The organism is Pseudomonas sp. MPB26, from assembly GCF_046605355.1.
GTDB lineage: Bacteria > Pseudomonadota > Gammaproteobacteria > Pseudomonadales > Pseudomonadaceae > Aquipseudomonas > Aquipseudomonas cedrina.
In genome coordinates this window covers 2,870,288-2,890,393 of the sequence record NZ_CP176793.1, presented here as the reverse complement: position 1 = coordinate 2,890,393, position 20,106 = coordinate 2,870,288, and the positions used below count along the sequence as shown (strand labels likewise).

General features: G+C 55.2%; 16 protein-coding genes. 10 read left to right on the top strand and 6 right to left on the bottom strand.

The window, feature by feature from the left end; genetic code table 11:
- Window positions 1-3: 3 nt before the first annotated feature.
- The 6 genes from ACLH0H_RS13295 to ACLH0H_RS13270 all read right to left on the bottom strand — a co-directional run bounded on the left by ACLH0H_RS13295 (window position 4) and on the right by ACLH0H_RS13270 (window position 9,147).
- On the bottom strand, window positions 4-591 hold the full coding sequence (locus tag ACLH0H_RS13295) for an HNH/ENDO VII family nuclease (RefSeq protein ID WP_411382301.1): 588 nt from the start codon (window positions 589-591) through the stop codon (window positions 4-6).
- Entirely contained in the window at window positions 588-3,857 is a 3,270-nt protein-coding gene (locus ACLH0H_RS13290) for an ATP-binding protein (RefSeq protein WP_411382300.1), read from the bottom strand. Before ACLH0H_RS13290 ends, ACLH0H_RS13295 begins: the two co-directional genes overlap by 4 nt.
- Before the next feature lie 4 nt (window positions 3,858-3,861).
- Complete coding sequence (locus ACLH0H_RS13285; protein WP_122500324.1) at window positions 3,862-4,752, bottom strand: hypothetical protein; 891 nt, start codon at window positions 4,750-4,752, stop codon at window positions 3,862-3,864.
- A gap of 13 nt (window positions 4,753-4,765) precedes the next feature.
- Complete coding sequence (locus tag ACLH0H_RS13280; protein WP_411382299.1) at window positions 4,766-6,904, bottom strand: dynamin family protein; 2,139 nt, start codon at window positions 6,902-6,904, stop codon at window positions 4,766-4,768.
- Window positions 6,905-7,017: 113 nt separating this feature from the next.
- The gene (locus ACLH0H_RS13275; protein WP_250925269.1) at window positions 7,018-8,028 is read right to left on the bottom strand and encodes a dynamin family protein; all 1,011 of its coding nucleotides are present in this window, start codon (window positions 8,026-8,028) and stop codon (window positions 7,018-7,020) included.
- Between the two features lie 96 nt (window positions 8,029-8,124).
- On the bottom strand, window positions 8,125-9,147 hold the full coding sequence (locus ACLH0H_RS13270; RefSeq protein WP_250925270.1) for a helix-turn-helix transcriptional regulator: 1,023 nt from the start codon (window positions 9,145-9,147) through the stop codon (window positions 8,125-8,127).
- An 847-nt stretch (window positions 9,148-9,994) separates the two neighbouring features.
- Between ACLH0H_RS13270 and ACLH0H_RS13265 the strand changes: the two genes are divergently transcribed.
- From ACLH0H_RS13265 to ACLH0H_RS13220, 10 genes are all read left to right on the top strand, one after another.
- A complete protein-coding gene (locus ACLH0H_RS13265; RefSeq protein WP_250925338.1) occupies window positions 9,995-10,267 on the top strand; it encodes a hypothetical protein in 273 nt (90 codons plus the stop codon).
- 96 nt (window positions 10,268-10,363) lie between these two features.
- Window positions 10,364-11,332: a DUF932 domain-containing protein gene (locus ACLH0H_RS13260; protein ID WP_192552863.1), complete on the top strand. Its 969-nt coding sequence runs from the start codon at window positions 10,364-10,366 to the stop codon at window positions 11,330-11,332.
- A gap of 79 nt (window positions 11,333-11,411) precedes the next feature.
- The gene (locus tag ACLH0H_RS13255; RefSeq protein WP_250925272.1) at window positions 11,412-12,413 is read left to right on the top strand and encodes a YqaJ viral recombinase family protein; all 1,002 of its coding nucleotides are present in this window, start codon (window positions 11,412-11,414) and stop codon (window positions 12,411-12,413) included.
- Window positions 12,414-12,503: 90 nt separating this feature from the next.
- Window positions 12,504-13,412, top strand: a complete 909-nt coding sequence (locus ACLH0H_RS13250; RefSeq protein ID WP_192552861.1) for a hydrolase or metal-binding protein — start codon at window positions 12,504-12,506, stop codon at window positions 13,410-13,412.
- Window positions 13,413-13,432: 20 nt separating this feature from the next.
- Entirely contained in the window at window positions 13,433-13,558 is a 126-nt protein-coding gene (locus ACLH0H_RS13245; protein WP_263974438.1) for a hypothetical protein, read from the top strand.
- Window positions 13,555-13,749, top strand: a complete 195-nt coding sequence (locus tag ACLH0H_RS13240) for a hypothetical protein (protein WP_192552860.1) — start codon at window positions 13,555-13,557, stop codon at window positions 13,747-13,749. The genes ACLH0H_RS13245 and ACLH0H_RS13240 overlap by 4 nt, the downstream gene beginning before the upstream one ends.
- Window positions 13,750-14,042: 293 nt before the next feature.
- On the top strand, window positions 14,043-14,966 hold the full coding sequence (locus ACLH0H_RS13235; RefSeq protein WP_192552859.1) for a DUF4007 family protein: 924 nt from the start codon (window positions 14,043-14,045) through the stop codon (window positions 14,964-14,966).
- Window positions 14,926-18,288, top strand: a complete 3,363-nt coding sequence (locus ACLH0H_RS13230; RefSeq protein WP_225739942.1) for an ATP-binding protein — start codon at window positions 14,926-14,928, stop codon at window positions 18,286-18,288. Before ACLH0H_RS13235 ends, ACLH0H_RS13230 begins: the two co-directional genes overlap by 41 nt.
- A complete protein-coding gene (locus ACLH0H_RS13225; RefSeq protein ID WP_024657948.1) occupies window positions 18,281-19,123 on the top strand; it encodes a phosphoadenosine phosphosulfate reductase family protein in 843 nt (280 codons plus the stop codon). Before ACLH0H_RS13230 ends, ACLH0H_RS13225 begins: the two co-directional genes overlap by 8 nt.
- The gene (locus ACLH0H_RS13220) at window positions 19,068-20,102 is read left to right on the top strand and encodes a hypothetical protein (protein WP_411382298.1); all 1,035 of its coding nucleotides are present in this window, start codon (window positions 19,068-19,070) and stop codon (window positions 20,100-20,102) included. Before ACLH0H_RS13225 ends, ACLH0H_RS13220 begins: the two co-directional genes overlap by 56 nt.
- Window positions 20,103-20,106: the final 4 nt, after the last annotated feature.

Sequence of the window (20,106 nt, the reverse complement as noted above, 5' to 3'; positions counted from 1 at the left end):
CCCTCAGCGCTGATTCTCAATCTGTTCGGCTCGCGCCTTCCAGTAGTCTTTTCGCTCTTTATCGAAGTCCTCGCGATTGATCTCGGACTCCTTCTGTTTGTTGTGCAGCACGTTATCGTTTCCGTTGCCACGGTGCTCAGCGCTGGTCAATTCTGCCAATGGCGAGTCCTGTTTCTGGCCGATGTGATGTAACTCGATCGGCTTTCCGTTGGCATCCAGCGGAGCCCTTCCCGACTTCATCCGGTCCAGGTTGGTGGTACCCATATAATCTTTTTGATCGTAATCGATGTCGGTACGAATCAGTGCATCCTTGCCATTGACCTCGGCCGGTTCCAGATTCGCGCCTTCATAGATTTTCGCTTCGGCTTCACTACCGATAGCATCCAGAACCTCTTTTGGAACGCCCAGCAGTTTAAGCCGCTCACGGGTTTCCGGCGACATTTGCGGTAGCTCCAGGCGGGTTTCCTGGGTGAGCACGATAGGTCGATCAAGCTCGACAACGATCAGGCAGCGGTCCGGCATTTCGCGCGCCAGTAACGCCAGGTTGGACGGAACCTCGGTTTTTCCAGCAAAGAAATTTTCAAAGTTCACAGAACGCTCCCTGTTTCGAGGCGCGCACGCCATGCAGAATAAATATCGATATGGCTCTCGTGCTGGAGGCTGTAATCCTTCATCAAGCATTGCTGGGTCGCCAGGGCCAGCTCAGTGCTCAAGTCTGTCGCTCGCTCGTGGAGCAGCTGGTCCAGTTGATTGCTGAGTTGCCCGTAATCGGTCGCCGTTTGAATGATCTGCTGAACCTGCTGCCGGCAACCGAGCACATCGACCACCAATTGTGCGGCGTAGGCAAATGCCTCGGGCTTGCACAGCGCCGACGGCTTCTCTTCTTTGTGGGCATTGAGCGCCTCGAACAGCGCAATTTTGCTGCGAGCCAGCAACGGCAATTCCCACAAGCCATTTTCCAGCAACGCTAAATCCAAGGCGACTGGCGTGCGGATACGGTTGCTCAGCAGAAGGTTGAGTACCTGCAGGTTGAAATCCTGGCTACGCACGGCGCGCTTGTCATTGGCGGTATACACATAAGGGGTTTCATACCCGGCGAATTTCTTCACCTGACACAGCACCGGCTCCAGCCAGTCATTTTGATAAACGATGGCGACGCCTTTGGGTAACTTGGCGATTTCTTCAAGCTGGTCATCACGCAACGCCACCGACTTGCCGATTAAACGACGGTCCATTTCATCCGGCAGGCGCATGATTATTTTGGTGTTGGTGTTGCGAATCGCGGCGATATCCACCGCATGGGGCGACTGGTCGGCAATGATGAAACCTTCACCATAGGTGCGCATTTCGGCGATGGCATTGGTCAGCATCTCCACTGACTTGCCGACCACATTTGCCCCTTCAGCACCGCCTTCGGACGGGCTGCGCTTGAGGATGTTGTGCGCTTCCTCAAGGACTGTGACGTGGCGCAGCGGCTGGTTCATGCCACCACAGGCCATTCGGTGCTCACTCAGGCGCATCACCAGGATCCCCATGATCAGGGCCTTGGTCTCGGACGAGCCGACGCGGCTCAGGTCCACGATTGCGCTCTGATCAAACAGCACTGCGCTGTCGATTTCGTTAGCGGTAAAAATCTGCCCATTCAAGCCATTGGTCAGGGATTTGATCCGCGTGGACAGCGAACCGATGTAGTTACCTTTGAGCTCCTGGGAGTACGCGGAGGCCTCGATCACGCTTTGCAGGGTACTGAGCAGGTCACTGAACGTCGGAAACAATGCATCGCTGTAACGGTTGATCGACGCGTCCAAGTCCCAACCACATTGCTGATACGCCTGCAGGATTGCCTCTTTGAGTACGGCAGGCATTGCGGCATACATCGGCCAGCAGACGTTGAAGATTTCCACGAGCCGATCAACGTGCTCCAGCACATGAATGGCCAACGGGAAGCGGAACGGGTTGATGCGCAACAATTCAAAGTGGGCCGGATGCGTGCCGAATACATTGACGTCATCGCGATGACCAAAGACGTGTTTGTACTCGCCCTTGGCCGGCTCAATCACCAGGAATGGCACGCCGGCGGCGCTAATTTGGCTGAGCATTTCATACAGCGTGTTGCTTTTACCGGCACCGGTCGAACCACTGACAAACACATGGCTGGCCAATTGATCGAGGCTCAACTCGATCTTTTGCGGCAGGTTTTCCCACAAGTGGCGGATGTTGCCCAAGGTCAGTGTCTTGCCCTTGCCTGGCTCACTGCTGTGACCATCCAGGCGCTGCACCTTGCGGCCGAACGCCTGGGTTTCCAGCACGGCCACCGTGGAGGTGGAGCGTCGGGGCAGGCTCAATTGGATCGCCATTTCCTTACCAGACACCAGCGTGGCGGGCGTGAGGTAACTGATCGGGATCTTTTTCGAAAACCCCGGCTTCAATTGCGGATGGCTGAACGCGGTGAGCCAGTCCAGCACAGCGGACTTGTTGGCAGATTTCCAGGTGGTCAGGGCGAAGTCTTCATGGCTGGACTTGCTGCCGCGTACCAGCCCAAGAAAGATACTCGCCAACGATTCGGACGACGCAGTGCTGTCACCGATGAAATACGCCGCCGAGTTCCAGCCGCCGTATGTCTTGGCTTCGTCGATACGCTCGAGGTGGTGATCGATTTTGCTGAGCAACTGCTCGATGGTCTTGTCCACGGTCTCAATCGAAATCTGCCGATTAGAGCCCAGGGTTTTGTTCAACGAATGAGTGTCGGTGGTGCTGGTGGTGTGTGTGGTCGAGGTGGTCTTCGACGCGGCCTCACTGAAGGACGTGCCGTGGCTTTCATTGCGACCTGTGGACGTCGACTGACTGGTGCCGGTGGTGCGTTGTTCGTTGAGCAGCGCTGCAGCGGCCGAGCCGATCTGACTACCGAGCATCGCGCCGAATGGCCCCAATGTCGCACCACCCACCATACCGAGCACATTGGCACCGATAGCGACCGTTTTCGAGGTCAGGGTCTGCGCACTAAACGATTCGCTGGTACCGGTGGTGTCAGTGGTAGATGTACCCAGCGTTGTCGAAGTACCCTTGGTCTCGGTCAGCCCAAGGCTGTGCCCAAGGGAGTCACTTAAGCCCTGGCTGATGCTCAGCCCAACGGAATCGCTGTCCTGCTCGCCGAACGATAATTGTTGCTTGAGCAAGGGCGAAAGGTGTGTGGCCACTTGCTCATAACCGGCACGAATTAGGTCAAGGTTTTGTGACGAAACCGGCTCAGCAAGGATTATCGCATGATACACACGGCGCTCAGCCGCATCGATAAAGCGCTCGAGCCCTTGCATGAAGTGCTCGCGGTTCTCCGTCGACAACGCAGGAACACCTGTGACCGCCGTGATACTCGCCGAAGGGTTAGCCTTTTCGGCCTGGACCGCCCCCAGCAAGACGTCAGCCTCTTGTTGCTGCAGCGGCACTAATGAGCTGCCCGAGAAGTGTCCCTTGAAAGTCTCCCGCAGCAACTCGCCGGAACTGTGCCCGAGAGTTTTGCCGGGCTCCCCCCGGGTACCGATATATAGGTCGGTTTCAATACCGTTAGAACGCAATATCAAGAAAACCGAGTAACCCGCAGCACCCAGTGCGGTGTAAGCGGCCGTCGTGCTTTCAAGCACGGATTGTTTGTTGTCTTGGACGATGCGCTCGACGCGGAAAATCCGCGCATCACTGGCCGCATTGAACCGCAGCCCCTTCTCCGCGAAGGCATGGACCGGATAACGTTCCAGTTCCGACAGGTAACTGCGATTGATCAGTGCGCGCCCTGCCTCAAGGGTCAGGCCAGCGTTTTCACGTATGTCCTGCAGTGCGGTTCGGGTCAGTATAGAAGTTGTCATACGCTCACCGAACCAATGCCACAAGGAACACGACCACCGCGGCAATCGCACCGCCAATTAGCAGTGCGGTCCTGAAGGCGGGGTTGCGATCCGGTGCGGTGTCGGGAATAGCCTGGCGGGAGCTGCGAGGTGATGCTTGAGCCACCGCAGGAGCGGAATATGCACCGGTAGTTTGTTTTGGCGCTGCCGCCTTAGTCGAAGCAAAGCCCTCGACAGCACTATTGCGCAACAGATCGCGAACTTCGATCAAATGCACAAATCGCTGTTCTGAAAAGTTAGTTTTCAGGTATGTAACCTGGAGGTCGTAGTAATCCTCGGTCCATTGTTTCTGATCTGCAACAGGTTCGCGCGCAAAAGCCCCCTCTGCGTAGGTCTCGAAAATTCCGGGGACTTTGCCTTTGATCCACACAAGTGCAGCATGCAAATCGGCGCCATCCAGACGACGATCATTGAGTTCCAGATGCAACGCCGTTCGGATCGTCAGCAAGTCGCCTTCGTCGACAAACTGCTTGAGGTTGCTGGAAGGCTGGTAGTCAAGGGAGGCATTGTTCATCGGTGTTTTTCTCGCTGGTGAAACGGAATCTGTGGGTGTGAACCCCTTTTCGTTTCTTTGACGAAACACATCGCGAACCTGAATTAAATGTTCCAGCCGCTCCGCGGAGAAATTGCGGGCGGCGAAAAACTTTTGCCGGCTGAAATAGTCCGGGTTCCAACTCACCGGATCCACATCGATAGCGCGAGTGATGCGATCCACCTCGTGAGCGTCCATCACTCCTGGGCGCTGTCGCGCTGCATCCACCATCTGTTGCAACAGTTCAGTGCCGACCTGTGTGTCATCGAGCGCCGCCAAGAACTGCTCACGGACTTTTCCAATCATTGCGGTGTTAGTCGTCATAGAAGCTCCGAGGTCAAACCGCTAGGGTTTCGTCGAGTTTTTCTTTGAATTGGTTGATCCACGCTTGCAACTCACGAGCCTCTTCAAGGGCTTGTTTACGAACGTCGCGATCGGTCATTTTTTCTTTGAGCGAGTCGATCAATTCATTGAACTTGGTTTCGAACTCACGCCCCATGAAGGCAATGAACTGATCAATCAGGACGGTCTTGCCATTGTCGATTTCTGTGCGAGCGGCCACGACCAGTCGAGCAAACTCAGTATTTATACGGGTGCTGCGGGGATTCCAGAGCTTGGCCAGGTCAACCGACTTCTCTTCGCCATATTTGTAAACCGTACGGGTAGAGCCCCATGAAAAAGGGTTGTACCAACTGCTGTCGCTGACTTCGTAACGGTCAATCACAACCCGCTTGGTTTGCACCTCATCACTCTTGATGGTGAGATTGAAGGAGATATCACCCGCGGCTTTTTGAAGGCTGTCCAAAATCGGCAACTTCAAATGCTGGCAGTCCTTGAACAGATCCACGATATAACGCTGATACTCCGCCTGGAGATCATCACGGATGACTTGTTGGCTCGTGATAAATACGGCCTCGTAGGCATTGATGAGTTTCCGGTACTGGAACTGGAGTTCCTCTTCAACCTCCTTGACCCGCATTTCAGCGATCCGCGGCTCAACCTCCCCGATAAACCGCTCACTGACCGACCGGAGATACTTACCCGAAGCATTTTCCAAGGTCGCGAGTTCATCTTCGGTGGCCCGTGGCAACACCTTGCCTTCACGCGCTATTTTGTCCTTGTAGGCCTGCGTATCGAACCCCTGCTCCTGCCGAAGCTCCAGCGCCAGGATCTCTTCATTGATATGCGCCAGCGTCTTTTCGTCCTGATCCAGTTGCTCGATCAGTTGGGTTTCGTTAAGTCCGACTGCAATGGCCTTGATCATCGCGTCATAGGCGCGCTTGACCCGATGTGGAAAATTGTACTTGTCGATGTACTCGTCAATCATCGCCTCCACCGCCGGCAATCCGCTGCTCAGCACGATCTCGGGAAGTTTCTTTTCTTGCAGGCTACGTTTGACCCGCTCGGTAATCGGCATGTATTGCAGCAGGTTCATGCTCGGCTCTTCGCCAAACATGTCCATCATGGAGTTCAACTCACCGCGTTCCTTGCGTGAGTGCAAGTGCTGAGGCTTGCGCAGCAGCCGCGTCAGGTTGGCCGATACCGGGTAGATCAGCGGGTTGAAAATACCGTTTTCAACCAGGTAGTTTTTGACGCGGGCCAGCACGGATGGCAGGTCCTCGCCTTTCTCAGGGTCGAACACATCCATCTTGTTGATGACAAAAATGAACCGATCCTTGCTCTGCTTTCCGCCCTTGCGCATGGTTTCGGCGACCAGCCCCAATAGGTTTTTGTCGTCGTTGGTGCCCAATTGGCTGGCATTGAGCACATACAGAATCAGCGGGTTGCGCTGAGAGTCCTGAATGAAACTCATCGTTTTGAGCTGATGCTTTGCATCCTGGCTGTTGTTCGGGCCCGGCGTGTCGGTCAATACCAGGCGTACGCTGTCACGGTCTTGAATCGCGTGAATTTTGCCTTCGATATCGATGCGCATCGTATCGGGCAGGTTGTTCCATGCCTGGAGCACTTCCAGGCTTACGTTGTCGCTGTTTTCCGCAACGCGGTGATCATTCGTCACGCGCTGGGCTGCGAAGCGTTGACCCATTAATGCATTGTCGGTGATCCGCGCAATGGTTGCGGTAGTGGCTTCGTTGGCCGCCGGTAACAGGTCCTGGCCAAGCATGGCGTTGATCAGCGTCGACTTGCCCGAGGACATAGTCGCCACCACATACACGTCAAAATCCTTATTGAACGCTTCTTCAAAGGACTGGCTGACATCGGCATTCTCGCGAATGAAATGCTCAAATTCAGGATGGAGCTTGGCCTCCTCCATCAGCTCACGAATACGGGTCAGGCGCTCTTCGGCCGGGTCCGCTTCGATAAACTGCAGGGTGACCTGCATGCCTTTGCCCATCGCCACTTTTGCGGCGTCAACCACGTCCAGATAATCCGACTCGACGCCTCTGAAAGTGACCTCAAAGTTATTGTCACCATTGAACAACTGGCTCAACTCATCAAACAGCTTCTCAATCCACACTTGCAGCCGCGATTCTTTATAGCTCGACAGCTTGCAGCCTTCGGCCGGCGGTTGGCCACTGATCAGGAACTGAGTCTCGACGATGAAAGGGTTATGGATAATTTCAATAGTATTCATGGTTGCTCATCTAATCGGCGCTGATGATGGATAAGGGCTTCAACGGTTTTAAGCCCACTGATGGTGACCAGTTGCTGCAATCGGTTTTTATCGTAGGCTCGGGTATCGAATTCCTTGGCCTGCAGTTTGCGTTCGAGGTTATAGAGCGCCTTGCCGACGCGACGCTTGATCAGGTCTGGTGCGACTGTGGCATTGAGCAATGCGCACTTGTTGACATCCAGGTCATCGAGCACTTGGCGCAACTTAGAGCGCTGCGCACGCGTGAGTGTTTCGGCACTCAGGGCCTTGCGCGCGTACAGCGCTGCACTGGCCATTGTCGGAATGATGATCGGCTGTTCAAAACCGATATCGCGCAAATAACGCTGAGCGTTGTGCACATAGCCCTCAATGCTTTCGCCCTTCTCCGGATCGAGCAAATCCACTTTGTTGAGGATGAAATAGATAGGCTGGGCAGGCTTGGCGGCGAGTTCTTCGCGCAACTGTTCGAGTAGCAACCGATCGTCACGAGTCCCCAGTTGACTAGCGTTGAGCACGTAGCAAAGCGCCTTAAACGACACGTTGCGGATTGCCTCCAGCGTCAACCGGGCATGGTTTTCATCCTGGCTGTTATTTGGCCCTGGCGTGTCGTGAAGCACCAAACCGGGTGCCGGGCGCGGCACCACGTTGAAGGTTCCCGCCAGGCTGATGCGCTTGACCTCGACATTGGCGTTCCAGTCCTGCAGCAGCGCTACTGACGGCGAAGGCTGGGAGGCCAATTCGGTGTCGTTGTAGCAATAGCAGGCACCACTGAATCGCCGCGCGCCCTGACGATGCTCTATACGGGTCACACAGGCAGTGGTGGCCTCATTGGCGGTATGCAGCAGTTCCTGGCCAATCAATGCGTTGATAAACGACGTTTTGCCTGCGCTCATTGTGGCCAACACCAATACATCGAAGGTGGCGTTGCCAGCAGACACCGAGCTTCCGACTTTTCGGGATTTGAGGGGCGTAACGGTTGAGCGCGTCATCAGTTTCTGTCCCTTTCGCCCGGCGCCTTGAGCACCTGACAAGCGTTAATCCATTGGCAATCAAACGGCCGCAGTCTTCCATGGCCATGCGACAGTTCATGTCGCGTGGTCAACTGATGTGTAGAGGTTTTGCATACCGTGCAACCTGGCCCCTATCTCATCGACCCACACCTGTGGCCCATGCACGCGGATGTTGTCGTTCAGGCCAAAGATCCACCACAGCGTTTCACGATCCAGCGGCACCTGGGCGCGTAAACGCTTCCAGGTATGCGAGGGGATATCGCTCAAGGTCTGCTCATGACTCAGCGGAGTCTCTCCAAGCAGGAAAGCAATCTGCGGATGAACATCCGCGATCAGCTCTACCTCTATGCCGGTTTGACGATGGCTGAATATGCCGGTCGCGATGTAATCGTCCACATCAAAGGCCGCATGCAAAACGGACGGCTCATCGAGTACACGAACATGCTGAATACGGTGCAGGGCAAACTGGCGCAAGTCGCCGTAGCCATCTACGGAAGCCAGCAAGTAGCTGATGGCATGCCGCGATACCAGGCCTGCCGGATGAAGGCGAAACTGTTTGAGTTCGCCCTTGCTCCGACTCTGATAAGTCACTTGCAGTTGCCGGCGCTCCAGCAAAACGGTAGACACTTGCCCCCAGACGTCGGGATCGATCGCAGCAGGCAGCAAGGTTCTCCCATTGGGAATCGCCCGAACTCGTCGCGCCCAATCGGCCAATCCGTTGTGGCCCAGATCACCCAGGAAGTTACGTGCGCGTCGAAATTGTGGACCGAGCTGGTCCAGAACAGTCTGCGGCAACAAAGTAGTCAGATGGCTCTCCGACAGATACAAGGCCAGTGCGGTGGAGGCATCCATATCCTCCAATCTGAGCGGCGCATCCCGCGTGAAGCTCCAACGAAACGGGATCTCGCTCTCGTCGCATTGCAACGAAAAAGGCGTCGACAACCGGTTCAAATCACGCTGAACCGAGCGAAGTGTTACGGAAAACCCTCTATCGCGAAGCTTTTCAAGCAGGGTCGGAGCTGCAATTCGCTGCGGTTCTGTGGGGATCAGGCGCAGTAATGCGAATAGCCTGAGCAGCGTATCCTTCGCTTGGGACATGATGACTACCTTGTTCTGCGGGTCAACTGATAAGCAGGAGGCTGCCGTCAATTTGGCGTCGATGCTACTGATTAAAGTAGCGTTTTGCCATCAATTGTAATCGACATAAGGCATAAGCCTTTCGGCAGTGGTGTGCGGAACTTGAGGTTCTACCCTTAATTCAGGAGGGAGAAGACTGGCGCGCGTTCCTTTCGCGCTTCAGTTCGCTGTACTCGCGATACAGTTCATAGCTTTTCTTTAGCACCACACAAAGTCCTATGACGGCAAACAGGTTTTTCATAATCGTAACCTCCTAGGTCTTTTTGACCATTTACCGGGGCAGAGCGACAAAAGGTGTCGCGACTTTAAACGTCAATCGTTGAGGCTTAGGAATTGTTCCAGGCGGGTTCTGAGGATCTCATGTCGATTGGCCTCCAGCCCCTCCAACGAAGGGGTATGACACTCAGGACAAAGGATGAACGCAGCTGGGCCGAGCGATGCCAAATCGTTGTGAGGCAGAACCGTTTTTCTCCAAGAACAGTGAGCACAGACAAGGGTGAACGGGCGCGGGGAAATTGGCATAGCGATGTCCTACGGCTGTCGAATGGCGCTAGCTTGACTGGTAGGTACGACAATGTGTGTCGCCTCGCTTAGCAGACACAACTCATCATAATTGCGGTCCAATACAGGCGGCTGGATGCGTTCGCTGCCATAGCGACCAAAACACGCGCCCAAAGGCGTATTGATTCGATTCAAAAAAATCTCAACTCTACATAACAGCAATGACACCACTACCAGGAGGGTTCATCCCATGTCATTGCAGTGTCCTCGCTGTCACTCCCCAAAAGTTGCTTCTTTCCATCACGCTATGAAAGTCGGCGCGGCCATCGGCACAGTAGGTGGTGCCGCGCGTGGCGTCAGCGCAGCTCTAGCAGGTGGTCAGGCTGGTGCGCTAATCGGCGCTATTGCCGGGCCCGTCGGCATAACTCTCGGCTCAGTGTCAGGTGCCATCCTCGGCGGACTGGCCGGCGGTGTCGGCGGCTGCGCTCTCGGCGCCCAACTGGGTGAGTCGCTTGATCGCCACGTCCTAGCCCACAACGTCTGCTTGCTCTGCGGTCACCGCTTTAACCTTCCGGCCTGATCTGGCAGGACCACACCTTTTCTATCCATATCGTCCGGACGGTGCTGCGCTGGGCGCGGCGCTTTATGCCGGCCTGCACCCAAAGGAATCTCAACCATGGCCCATCTCGTCGAAACTATGGCCTACGCTGGCGCTGCACCGTGGCATGGCCTAGGTAATCAACTCACCCAGAAACAACCCATCGAAGTCTGGCAACGCGAAGCCGGCATGGACTGGGCGATCCAGGAAAGCCCCGTACTTTTCAAATCAGAGACCGTCGGCCACCTGGGCGCGATCCATTCCTTCTCCGAGCAGAAGGTACTCTTCCGTTCGGACACCAAGGCACCGCTGTCGGTGGTCTCCCAGCGCTATCACACCGTGCAGCCTCGGGAAGTGTTGGAGTTTTATCGTGACCTTACCGAGGTTTCCGGCTATGAGCTGGAAACCGCCGGCGTGCTCAAGGGTGGTCGAAAATTCTGGGCGCTGGCGCGTACCGGGCAAGGCGCAGCGCTCAAGGGTAACGATCAGGTCAACGGCTACTTGCTACTGGCTACATCCTGCGACGGCACCCTGGCCACCACAGCAACACCAACCACCGTGCGAGTGGTGTGCAACAACACCCTGACTATCGCCCTGGACGGCAACAGCCGCGCGATCAAGGTGCCGCACAACACCCGCTTCGATCCGAAAGCAGTGAAGAAGCAGCTCGGCATCGCCGTCTCGCAGTGGGATGAGTTTATGTACCGCATGCGGGCCTTGTCTGAGCGTAAGGTGCAGTGGCATGAGGCGTTGGGGTTCTTCATGTCCGTGTTGTGTGAGACGAGTCCAACCGGCGCACTGCCGGAGGTACTGCCCAACGAACGCGCTCTGCGCAAGGTTCAGGAACTGTACGAGGGTCGTGGTCGGGGCAGTCAGCTCGACTCGGCACGTGGCACTGCATGGGGCCTGCTCAATGCAGTGACCGAGTTTGTCGATCACGAGCGCCGCGCCCGCAGCAACGAATACCGCATGGACTCGGCCTGGTTCGGCCAAGGTGCGCAGATCAAGCAACGCGCCCTGGACACCGCTTTGCAACTGGTGACCTAACCGCTTACCTCCTCCACTCCATAACGCCCGATCAGCCTGGTTGCTGATCGGGCGTTTCTATTTCCACAAGGTGAACGCTATGAAAGCTACTTCGTTGAGCCGCGCCAGCAAGCCGCGCCCGGCGCTGCGTTTAATCAGTACCAAGGAACTGCCTCGTGAAGATTGGCTGATGGTGCGTAAACAGGGCATCGGCAGCTCGGATGCTGGCGCTGCAGTAGGCCTAAATCCCTACAAGTCGCAGCTAGAGCTGTGGCTGGAGAAAACAGGTCGCGACACCACCTTGCCTAAGGCCGATCCGCACGATGAGGAAAGCCCGATGTACTGGGGCAATGTGCTGGAGCCGATCGTGGCTTGGCATTACAGCAAGCGCACCAGCAAACGCGTACGGCGCATCAACGCCGTACTGCAGCATCCAAACCCTGAGTTGTCCTGGATGCTGGCCAACATCGACCGAGAGGTAATCGGTGCTGACGATGTGCAGATCCTCGAATGCAAGACAGCCGGCATAAACGGCGCACGCCTCTGGAAAGAAGGCGTGCCCGAGTATGTGCAACTGCAGGTAATGCACCAGCTTGCAGTCACCGGCAAGCAAGCTGCGGATGTCGCTGTATTGCTGGGCGGCCAGACCCTAGAGATCCACCGCATCGAACGGGACGAGCTGATGATTGCCCGCCTGATCGAGCTGGAGCGTAAGTTCTGGCACTACGTCGAGACAGACACACCACCGCCTGCTGATGGTTCAGCCTCGGCTGAAATGGCACTGCGTGCGCTCTATCCGAAGGACAACGGCCAGACCGCTGATTTCAGTGGCCGCGCTGGTTTGGTAGCGGCCTACCTAGAGCTCAAAGCTGTGCGCCAATCCATCAGCGAAAAGGAAACGCGCGAAGCCCAGCTAAAGCAGTTGCTGCAACAGGCCATGGGAGATGCCACCCGCGCGGAGTTCAGCCACGGCTTTATCAGCTGGAAGAAATCCAAAGACAGCAACGTGCTCGATGTTGAACGCATGCTGAAGGACAAACCCTACCTGCGGGTTCGCTACACCAAGCTCAAGGAAGGCAGCAGGCGCTTTCTGGTCGGCTAATCCAATCACGCCTAACCATTTCCTCCCTTTCGCCAGCCCATACAGTTAACGCTGCGTGGCTGGCCTTTTCTCGTTTGTAGGAGAACCACCATGCTCAAAGGTCTGGCTATCACCCCGCCGGTACTCGGGCGAATTTCCATAGGCAAAGTCATCGAGAAGAACGGCAAACGCCTGCCGGAGAAAGATGACCAGTTCACCATCACTTCACAGGTGCAAGGCAAGGACGGCTGGCTGCTGCACCCGTTCAACGATGAGCTGCGCAAAAGCCAGGAGTACAAGCTACGCAGCATCCCGGTACGTCTGCTGTTCAACGAACCTGAACTGAATTTTCGCGCCGACTACACGCTGTTCGACCGGCAATCCGGGCGGCCGCTGTGCGTGGGCAATGGCGAGACCTGCAAGCGTGTCACCCGAGACGGCATGCAATCGTTGCCCTGCCCATCGCCTGATGCCTGCCCGCTGGCCAAAGGCGGTGCCTGCAAACCCTACGGCCGGCTGAATGTACTGATCGGCGATGACGATCCGCTCGGAAGCTTTGTGTTCCGCACCACCGGCTTTAACAGCATCCGCACCTTGGCCGCACGCCTGCATTACTTCCAGGCTATGTCGGGTAACCGACTAGCCTGCCTGCCGCTGGAGCTGCGTCTGCGCGGCAAGTCAACTCGGCAGAGCCATGGCACGCCAATCTTCTACGTCGACCTCACCGTACGCACCGGCATGGATATGGCCGAGGCGCTGCTGACTGCCAACGAACTGGACGCACAACGGCAGACTGCTGGCTTCAATCAGATTGCGCTGGATGAGGCAGCACGACGCTGCTTTGGTAACGGTGCGTTCGAGGACAACGAGGAAGACAGTAGCGCCGTGATTGAAGAGTTCTTTTCAGTTGAAGCCAATGCCGATCAACACCCGTCCAAACCTCCACCGCAGCATTCAAGCAAACCAGACCTAGCTGAAAAGCTTGCAACCCAATGCCAGGCGCAATCCGTTACTACCTAAACCGGCCCAAGGAGCAATAGATGAAACTGCATAAGCTAAAAGCCGGAGAAGCCACCGGCACCTACCTGGTAGATGTCAGGACACGCGACCACATCGTGATCGGGAACGAGGATTGCGTGCCGATGGCCGTGCGGGGGCACTTATGAAACCTTTGCTGTTAGAGGTACTCAAGCTTCTCGCTGCTGTGTTCGCCTTTGTCGGAGTCCTGGCTGGTTGCCTAGCGGTGATGCTTATGCTGCTGATGCTGCTACGCGTGCCTGTTGTGCTAGTGGCGATATTGCTTGCGTCCTTTATTTTCATCACCTTGCAGCACCTCAAACAGAAACGAAGCCGTTGAGCTATCAGTCAATGAGCGGGCAGCCTCAAGGCTGCTCACTCATTAAACGCGTTCTTTTTTGGTCATCCAAGCACACAATCTCAAAACTCCAGGCCTAACTTCAGATCATGAGACGACAAACCCTTGCCTTAGCAACTCCTCCAAAGGGGGGCGACGCGTTCAGCCGATCCGGAACCTCACCGAGAGCTCAGGATCGGTTGCGGATGAACGCCAAATAACTGTATACACATACAGCTAAAACTCGTAGAGTCTCGAACTGGAGTAATCCACCAGTTCGCGGTAAGCTTGAAATCATGAAGAATACAAACACCAAACCTAACCGAATAGCATCCGTGCACCTCTCCGGACATGAAACGTTTCCTCTTCGCCAAATGTGGCTTAAGAAAGCGTTCGATCAAGCGAGCAATGACGGACTGATTACCAAATCAACCTTCACCGATGAGTCTGCAATCGCAGCCTTCGGTGTTGGTAAAAACATGGTTTCATCGATTCGGCATTGGGCATTGTCATGCGGGATCATGGCCGAAGAAGGCGATGCGTTCCGCGTAAAAAGCCTGGCAATGGAGATACTGCGAAATGGAGGTCTCGACCCCTATGCGGAGAACCCGTCTACAGCATGGCTCGTACATTGGCGCCTCGCCGGGCGGCACCACCGCTCGACCACATGGTATTGGCTCTTCAATCACGTGACAGCTCCAACCTTTACACGCCAAGAACTCGAAGAGCCTTTGGCCCTGTATGCCCGAAGCCTAGATCCCAAGCACCGCCTTTCTTCAGCAACTATTTCGCGTGACTTGGAGACCTGTCTACGTAGCTACGCGCCACGGGCAGCAACCGGTTCTCCAGAGGATTTTGCCGAGCCTTTACTCGGGGAATTGGGGCTGCTGCAAGAAGTACACAAGGGGCAATATGCATTCCGACGCGGCCCCAAGGCTGCACTTCATGATGGTGTCTTCACTTATGCCCTCATGGATTTTTGGCGCAGAACTGCAGACAGCCAAAGTTCGCTAGCTTTCGAGACCATCGCATATGCAGAAGGCTCTCCAGGTCGAGTCTTTAAGCTCGACGAAGAGTCGATAGCCCAGCGCTTGATCTCTTTGGCCGATCTGACCGGAGGCAAGTTAGCGTGGTCCGACTCCGCTGGCCTTCGCCAAGTCCACAAAAAAAACCTCTCTGATGACGATCGACAAGACATGGTTAGGCGCGCATATGACTGAGGTAAGAGAGGCAGTGCTCGCCGACATCGTCCAGATTTCTCACCAGTACCAAAGATCAATCCGTATTGATGCGGACATTGGCCGATCCGACGCACTCGACGGGTATATCTTCCATTCGACCGCAGCGACTGTGGTAGAGGGCATGAGTAGGCAGCTTGCCGCAACCAATCAGCGCAGCTTCACTTGGACAGGCCCCTTCGGCGGCGGAAAATCATCTCTGGCCGTAGCTTTGGCGAGCGCCCTCCATACTGATAAGAGCCTTCGCGCAAAAGCCCGATCTACATTAAATTTGGACTCGAAGCCAAACTTTGACAGTGCTTTTCCAGTTCAAGACGGGTGGCTCGTAATCCCAGTGGTTGGCCGGCGCGGTAGTGTCGTCAAGGAACTGGACTTAGCCCTTCGCAAGGCTCAGGACAAGGGTTTTGAAGGTCGCAACAAACCCAATGCACAGCACGTCATCAATGAACTGATCGCCGAAGCCAAAGACCGCCCGAACGATGGTGTCTTGGTGTTCATTGATGAGATGGGCAAGTTCCTTGAAGCTTCGGCCTTAGGCGTGGGCGACGATGTCTACTTCTTCCAAGAGCTCGCAGAAGCATCTGCCCGCGCTGAAGGCAGACTGGTTGTGATTGGAGTGCTGCATCAATCTTTCGCACAGTACGCCAACCGTCTTGGTATCGACACTCGTGACGACTGGGGCAAGGTTCAAGGCCGTTACCTTGACCTCCCTTTCGTGGCGGCAAGCGACGAGGTTGTCGAGCTTATCGGCCGTGCAATTGATGCAAAGCGGCGACCCGAGTGGATACGGGGGGCCTCTGATTCTATTGCCGATGCCGTCAGGTCACGTCGCCCAGCCGTCGGCAATGATTTCGCTGTTGCTTTAGAACGCTGCTGGCCGCTGCATCCAACCATGGCTGCATTGTTGGGTCCAATATCGAAGCGGCAGTTCGGTCAAAATGAGCGGAGCACCTTTGGCTTCCTATCTTCAGTCGAGCCTTATGGGTTTCGCGCCTACCTACAATCGACTCCGCTGAACCAATCGAACTGGTATCGCCCTAGCGACTATTGGGAATATCTGCGTGCGAACCTAGAGCCTGCCATCCTAGCTTCTGCAGATGGGCACCGCTGGTCCCAAGCTGTAGAAGCTGTGGAGCGCGCTGAGGCCAAATCTGGTGACTTGCTGCAGGTGTCTCTGATTAAAAACATCGCCGTCATCGACCTCTTCCGCACTGGTTCAGGGCTTGCCGCCGACTTACCAGTCTTGTCGACCCTTTTCCACAGCGTGCCACAGGATGAGATCGAGGCCGCACTGAAGAAACTGGCCTCGCTCAAAGTGGCTCTGTTCAAGAGCTATACCGGAGCTTGGTCAGTTTTCGAAGGTAGCGACTTCGATATCGATGCAGCTATTGCCCAAGCTGTAGCGTCATCTCCTGGCATTGACTACGCCAAATTATCCCAGCTTATGGGAATGCACCCAGTGGTCGCCAAGCGGCACTACCACGAAACGGGCTCAATGCGCTGGATGGAAATTTCTCTGCGAAGCATCGAGCAAGCGGAAAAGATTGCAAGTACTTACAAACCCCAGCGGGGAGAGTTCGGCCAGTTCATCCTTGCGCTTCCCGGCCGAGACATGCCTCTTCGTGAGGCTCGAAAGCGAGCTCAGGCCTGTGCTTACGAAGAACCTTGGCCGGTGCTAGTAGGCATCCCGGATAATCATGCCCGCATCGCGGAACTATCGACCGAATTGGTTGCATTAGAGCAGGTAAAGGAACGCCACGAGCTCGGAGGAGACCCTGTCGCCCGCCGCGAAGTATTCGCCCGCTTGGCCGCTACTCGCTCCGACCTTGAGGACCAACTTCAAGCTGCTGCCTCACTGTGCAAATGGCATGATGGTAACGACCAGGTTATTGAGCCTGGTGCAAAGCTATCACCTATTGCTTCAGACCTCGCCGACGACCTCTATGAGCATTGTCCTCGAGTGTGGAGCGAGCTAGTTAATCGCGATAGTGTGTCGAGCAATAGCGTTAAAGCCCGCCGTGATCTGTTACACGCAATGATCAACGCCGAAGGCCAAGAGCGGTTAGGTATTGAAGGCTTCCCTGCCGAGCGCGGCCTTTTCGAAACACTGCTCGTGGCATCACATCTATACCGTAAAGAGGGAGAGGCTTGGCGCGTCTGCGAGCCATGCGAGGCCTCACCCAAAGGCTTTTCCGAGTTCTGGGCGTTCACTCAGCAACTCTTTGCCGATACCAGCGCCCGCGTAAGCGTTAGCACCATCTATGACCATTGGAGCATGCCGCCGTACGGCATGAAGCGGGGCATACTGCCAGTTTTTCTGACAGCATTCTTGTTGGTGCACAAAGCCAACATCGCCGTATACAAGGAAGGCATGTTCATCTCTCGACTCAGCGATGCTGACATCGACGAGTGCCTCCAAGATCCGACCCGCTTTACGCTCCGCTGGATCGCGATTGATGAGGATAAGAGCCGAATTTTAGATGGCATCTCTCATCTCCTCGAGGAAGTTGGGGAAATAGGAGGAGCTGCTGATCCTCTAGAGGCGGCGCGTGGCCTTGTGGCGTTAATTTTTAATTTGCCAGAGTGGTCTCGGCGCACACAGCGGCTGGGTGAAACTGCCAAAGCAATTCGTGACATGCTGCTAAAGGCCAGCGACCCGCACAAAGTTCTGTTCGTCGACTTACCAACGCTGCTGGAGGTAGCCGATGGCAAAGCCTACGTGAATGCTCTGCGCGCGCCCCTGAAAGAAATCGCAACAGCTTATGCAATGATGCTATCCGAAGTAGAAGCCAAGATGCTTAAAGCGCTCGATGCGCCTCTCGACAACTTGGAATCACTCCGTGAAAGAGCACGGGCCGTAGCAGGCGTTTCAGGCAACTTCAGGCTCGATGCATTCTCGACAAGACTGGCGTCTTACGATGGCAGCCGCTCCGTCTTGGAAGGTATTCTGAGCCTAGCCGCCGATAAACCACCACGCGACTGGGTTGACCGCCATATCGACGCTGCGGTGCTCGAACTCGTCCAATTCGCAAGACGTTTCCGCGAGGCTGAGGCCTTCGTCGCTGTCAAAGATCGTCCAGCACAAAGTGAAGCAATCGCAGTTGTCATTGGCGTAGGAGCGGAAACAACGACGATTTCTAGATCCTTTTCTATTTCAGAACGTCACCGTAAAACAGTAGAAGAAAAGGCCAGTGAAATAGCCAAAATGCTGGAGGATCAAGGTCTTGATACTGACATCTTACTTGCCATCTTGGCCAAAGTCGGAATGAATCTGGTTATCGAAGAGGAACAGATGGATGACTGAGCGACACGTACTGGGTTTATCCGGAGGAAAAGATAGTGCAGCTTTGGCAGTGTGGATGCGTGATCACCATCCCGAGCTGGATATCGACTACTTCTTTACGGATACCGGCGAGGAGCTTCCCGAGGTCTACGAGTTCCTGGGACGACTCGAAGGCTATTTAGGCAAGCCCATAGAGCGACTTAATCCCCGTCGGGACTTCCGCTTTTGGCTGCGTGAATACAACCATTTCCTCCCCAGCGCACAGACTCGCTGGTGTACGCGTCAGCTCAAACTGGCACCGTTCGAACAGTGGGTCAAACCATGGCTGGCAGCAGGAGATAAAGTTTTCTCCTATGTAGCGATCCGGGCTGATGAGGAGTACCGCGAGGGGTACTCAGCAAAAGCCGAAAACATGCTTGTGAAATTTCCCTTCCGTGAGGCGGGCGTCGACAAAGCTAGTGTCGTCGATATTCTCGAGTCCTCGGGATTGGGTTATCCAAAGTACTACGAATGGCGCTCTCGCAGTGGCTGCACATTCTGTTTCTTCCAACAGAAGATCGAATGGGTTCGCCTCAAAGAGCGTCACCCCGAGGACTACGAAAAAGCCAAGGAACTTGAGAAAGATGCATTGGAGCATGGCTCTCCTTTCACTTGGTCTAAGGGAGAGTCGCTTTGGGATCTAGAAAAGCCCGCTCGGATTATTGAGATAAAAGCCGAATATGAAGTTCGCCGTGCGCGCCTTCGTAAAAATATCCCTATAAACCCACTCCGCCCAGTAAAAAGTTTCCCGGAGGACATCGATGACGTTTACGGAGACGACGAAGGCAATAGCTCCTGCCTCATCTGTCACAAGTAAATCCATGGCAAACGGCCAGATGAACTCAGACGATCCCAAACCCAACATCCAACAACCCTGTCCAATTTGCGCAGAGACTAGGGGGCTTGCTGAACACTTGATCGAAGTGGGCTTGGCTGCTGACTACCTTGGAAATACGTCGTCTTACGTGAGCGAGCATGGAACAGCAACGATCAAAACGGAGACGATCGGAGACTGGCTCAGGCTAGCCGCTCAGCTCGAGAAAGTCGAAGTCGACACTTGGAAGTTCGAATCACCGGACGCCGGCCTTTACTGCGAAACCGTGGGCGACAACATCGATGCCCACGCGAAGCATTACACGACTCATGCCACCGGGCTCACGCGCTTCATGTTCGTCTGCAATGGCTTGGAAGAGGCCTATCGCTTCATTGATCACTTGTATGGCCCCTTGTCAGTCCGCAAGGGCGTAGCCAAAAGACAGCTCAAAAGGGCGAGCAGCCTGCGGACAGTCGCACTTCTGGATGATCTCTTTGATAGCAAAGGGGTATCAGCTGCGCCAAAGGACTTCCAACATCACTGCGGCAATTTCATCGAGCTCTTCGCTCGATACAAAGCCGAGCACAATGCTGCCGTTCACGGGCTCGACTTGGGAGCCGAAAGCCGATTGACCTATGCGCTGCAGCTAGTGCGCAACCTTCGAAATCATGTCGCGCATGGCACTTTCCCCTTGGGACCTCCTGCGGACTATGGTGGCTACGAGGACAGCGAAGAGCTGGTGTTGATGCTAAAACATGCATGCAGAGTTTCAGCCCTCTACATACAGATCATCCTCAGATGGTTCGCCCAAGGATTTGAATCCTATGACTACAACTCCATCCGAGATGCCTATGCCAAAGAGTTCGATCGCTTTATAGCTAACTGCACGCTCGAATACGTCCAAGATCTTCATGTGAAGAGCGAGTTCGCTCTTCACAAAGACCTTTACGACTACGAGCGCGATGAAGACGATGATGACTAGCGGT

What these genes read in the sequence shown, in the direction of transcription:
- ACLH0H_RS13230 (WP_225739942.1), top strand. Translation starts at nt 14,926, where the DNA reads ATGACGATCGACAAGACATGGTTAGGCGCGCATATGACTGAGGTAAGA.
- ACLH0H_RS13250 (WP_192552861.1), top strand. Translation starts at nt 12,504, where the DNA reads ATGCTCAAAGGTCTGGCTATCACCCCGCCGGTACTCGGGCGAATTTCC.
- ACLH0H_RS13225 (WP_024657948.1), top strand. Translation starts at nt 18,281, where the DNA reads ATGACTGAGCGACACGTACTGGGTTTATCCGGAGGAAAAGATAGTGCA.
- ACLH0H_RS13265 (WP_250925338.1), top strand. Translation starts at nt 9,995, where the DNA reads ATGAAAGTCGGCGCGGCCATCGGCACAGTAGGTGGTGCCGCGCGTGGC.
- ACLH0H_RS13235 (WP_192552859.1), top strand. Translation starts at nt 14,043, where the DNA reads ATGAAGAATACAAACACCAAACCTAACCGAATAGCATCCGTGCACCTC.
- ACLH0H_RS13275 (WP_250925269.1), bottom strand. Translation starts at nt 8,028, where the DNA reads ATGACGCGCTCAACCGTTACGCCCCTCAAATCCCGAAAAGTCGGAAGC.
- ACLH0H_RS13285 (WP_122500324.1), bottom strand. Translation starts at nt 4,752, where the DNA reads ATGACGACTAACACCGCAATGATTGGAAAAGTCCGTGAGCAGTTCTTG.
- ACLH0H_RS13240 (WP_192552860.1), top strand. Translation starts at nt 13,555, where the DNA reads ATGAAACCTTTGCTGTTAGAGGTACTCAAGCTTCTCGCTGCTGTGTTC.
- ACLH0H_RS13290 (WP_411382300.1), bottom strand. Translation starts at nt 3,857, where the DNA reads ATGACAACTTCTATACTGACCCGAACCGCACTGCAGGACATACGTGAA.
- ACLH0H_RS13245 (WP_263974438.1), top strand. Translation starts at nt 13,433, where the DNA reads ATGAAACTGCATAAGCTAAAAGCCGGAGAAGCCACCGGCACCTACCTG.
- ACLH0H_RS13220 (WP_411382298.1), top strand. Translation starts at nt 19,068, where the DNA reads ATGACGTTTACGGAGACGACGAAGGCAATAGCTCCTGCCTCATCTGTC.
- ACLH0H_RS13270 (WP_250925270.1), bottom strand. Translation starts at nt 9,147, where the DNA reads ATGTCCCAAGCGAAGGATACGCTGCTCAGGCTATTCGCATTACTGCGC.
- ACLH0H_RS13255 (WP_250925272.1), top strand. Translation starts at nt 11,412, where the DNA reads ATGAAAGCTACTTCGTTGAGCCGCGCCAGCAAGCCGCGCCCGGCGCTG.
- ACLH0H_RS13260 (WP_192552863.1), top strand. Translation starts at nt 10,364, where the DNA reads ATGGCCCATCTCGTCGAAACTATGGCCTACGCTGGCGCTGCACCGTGG.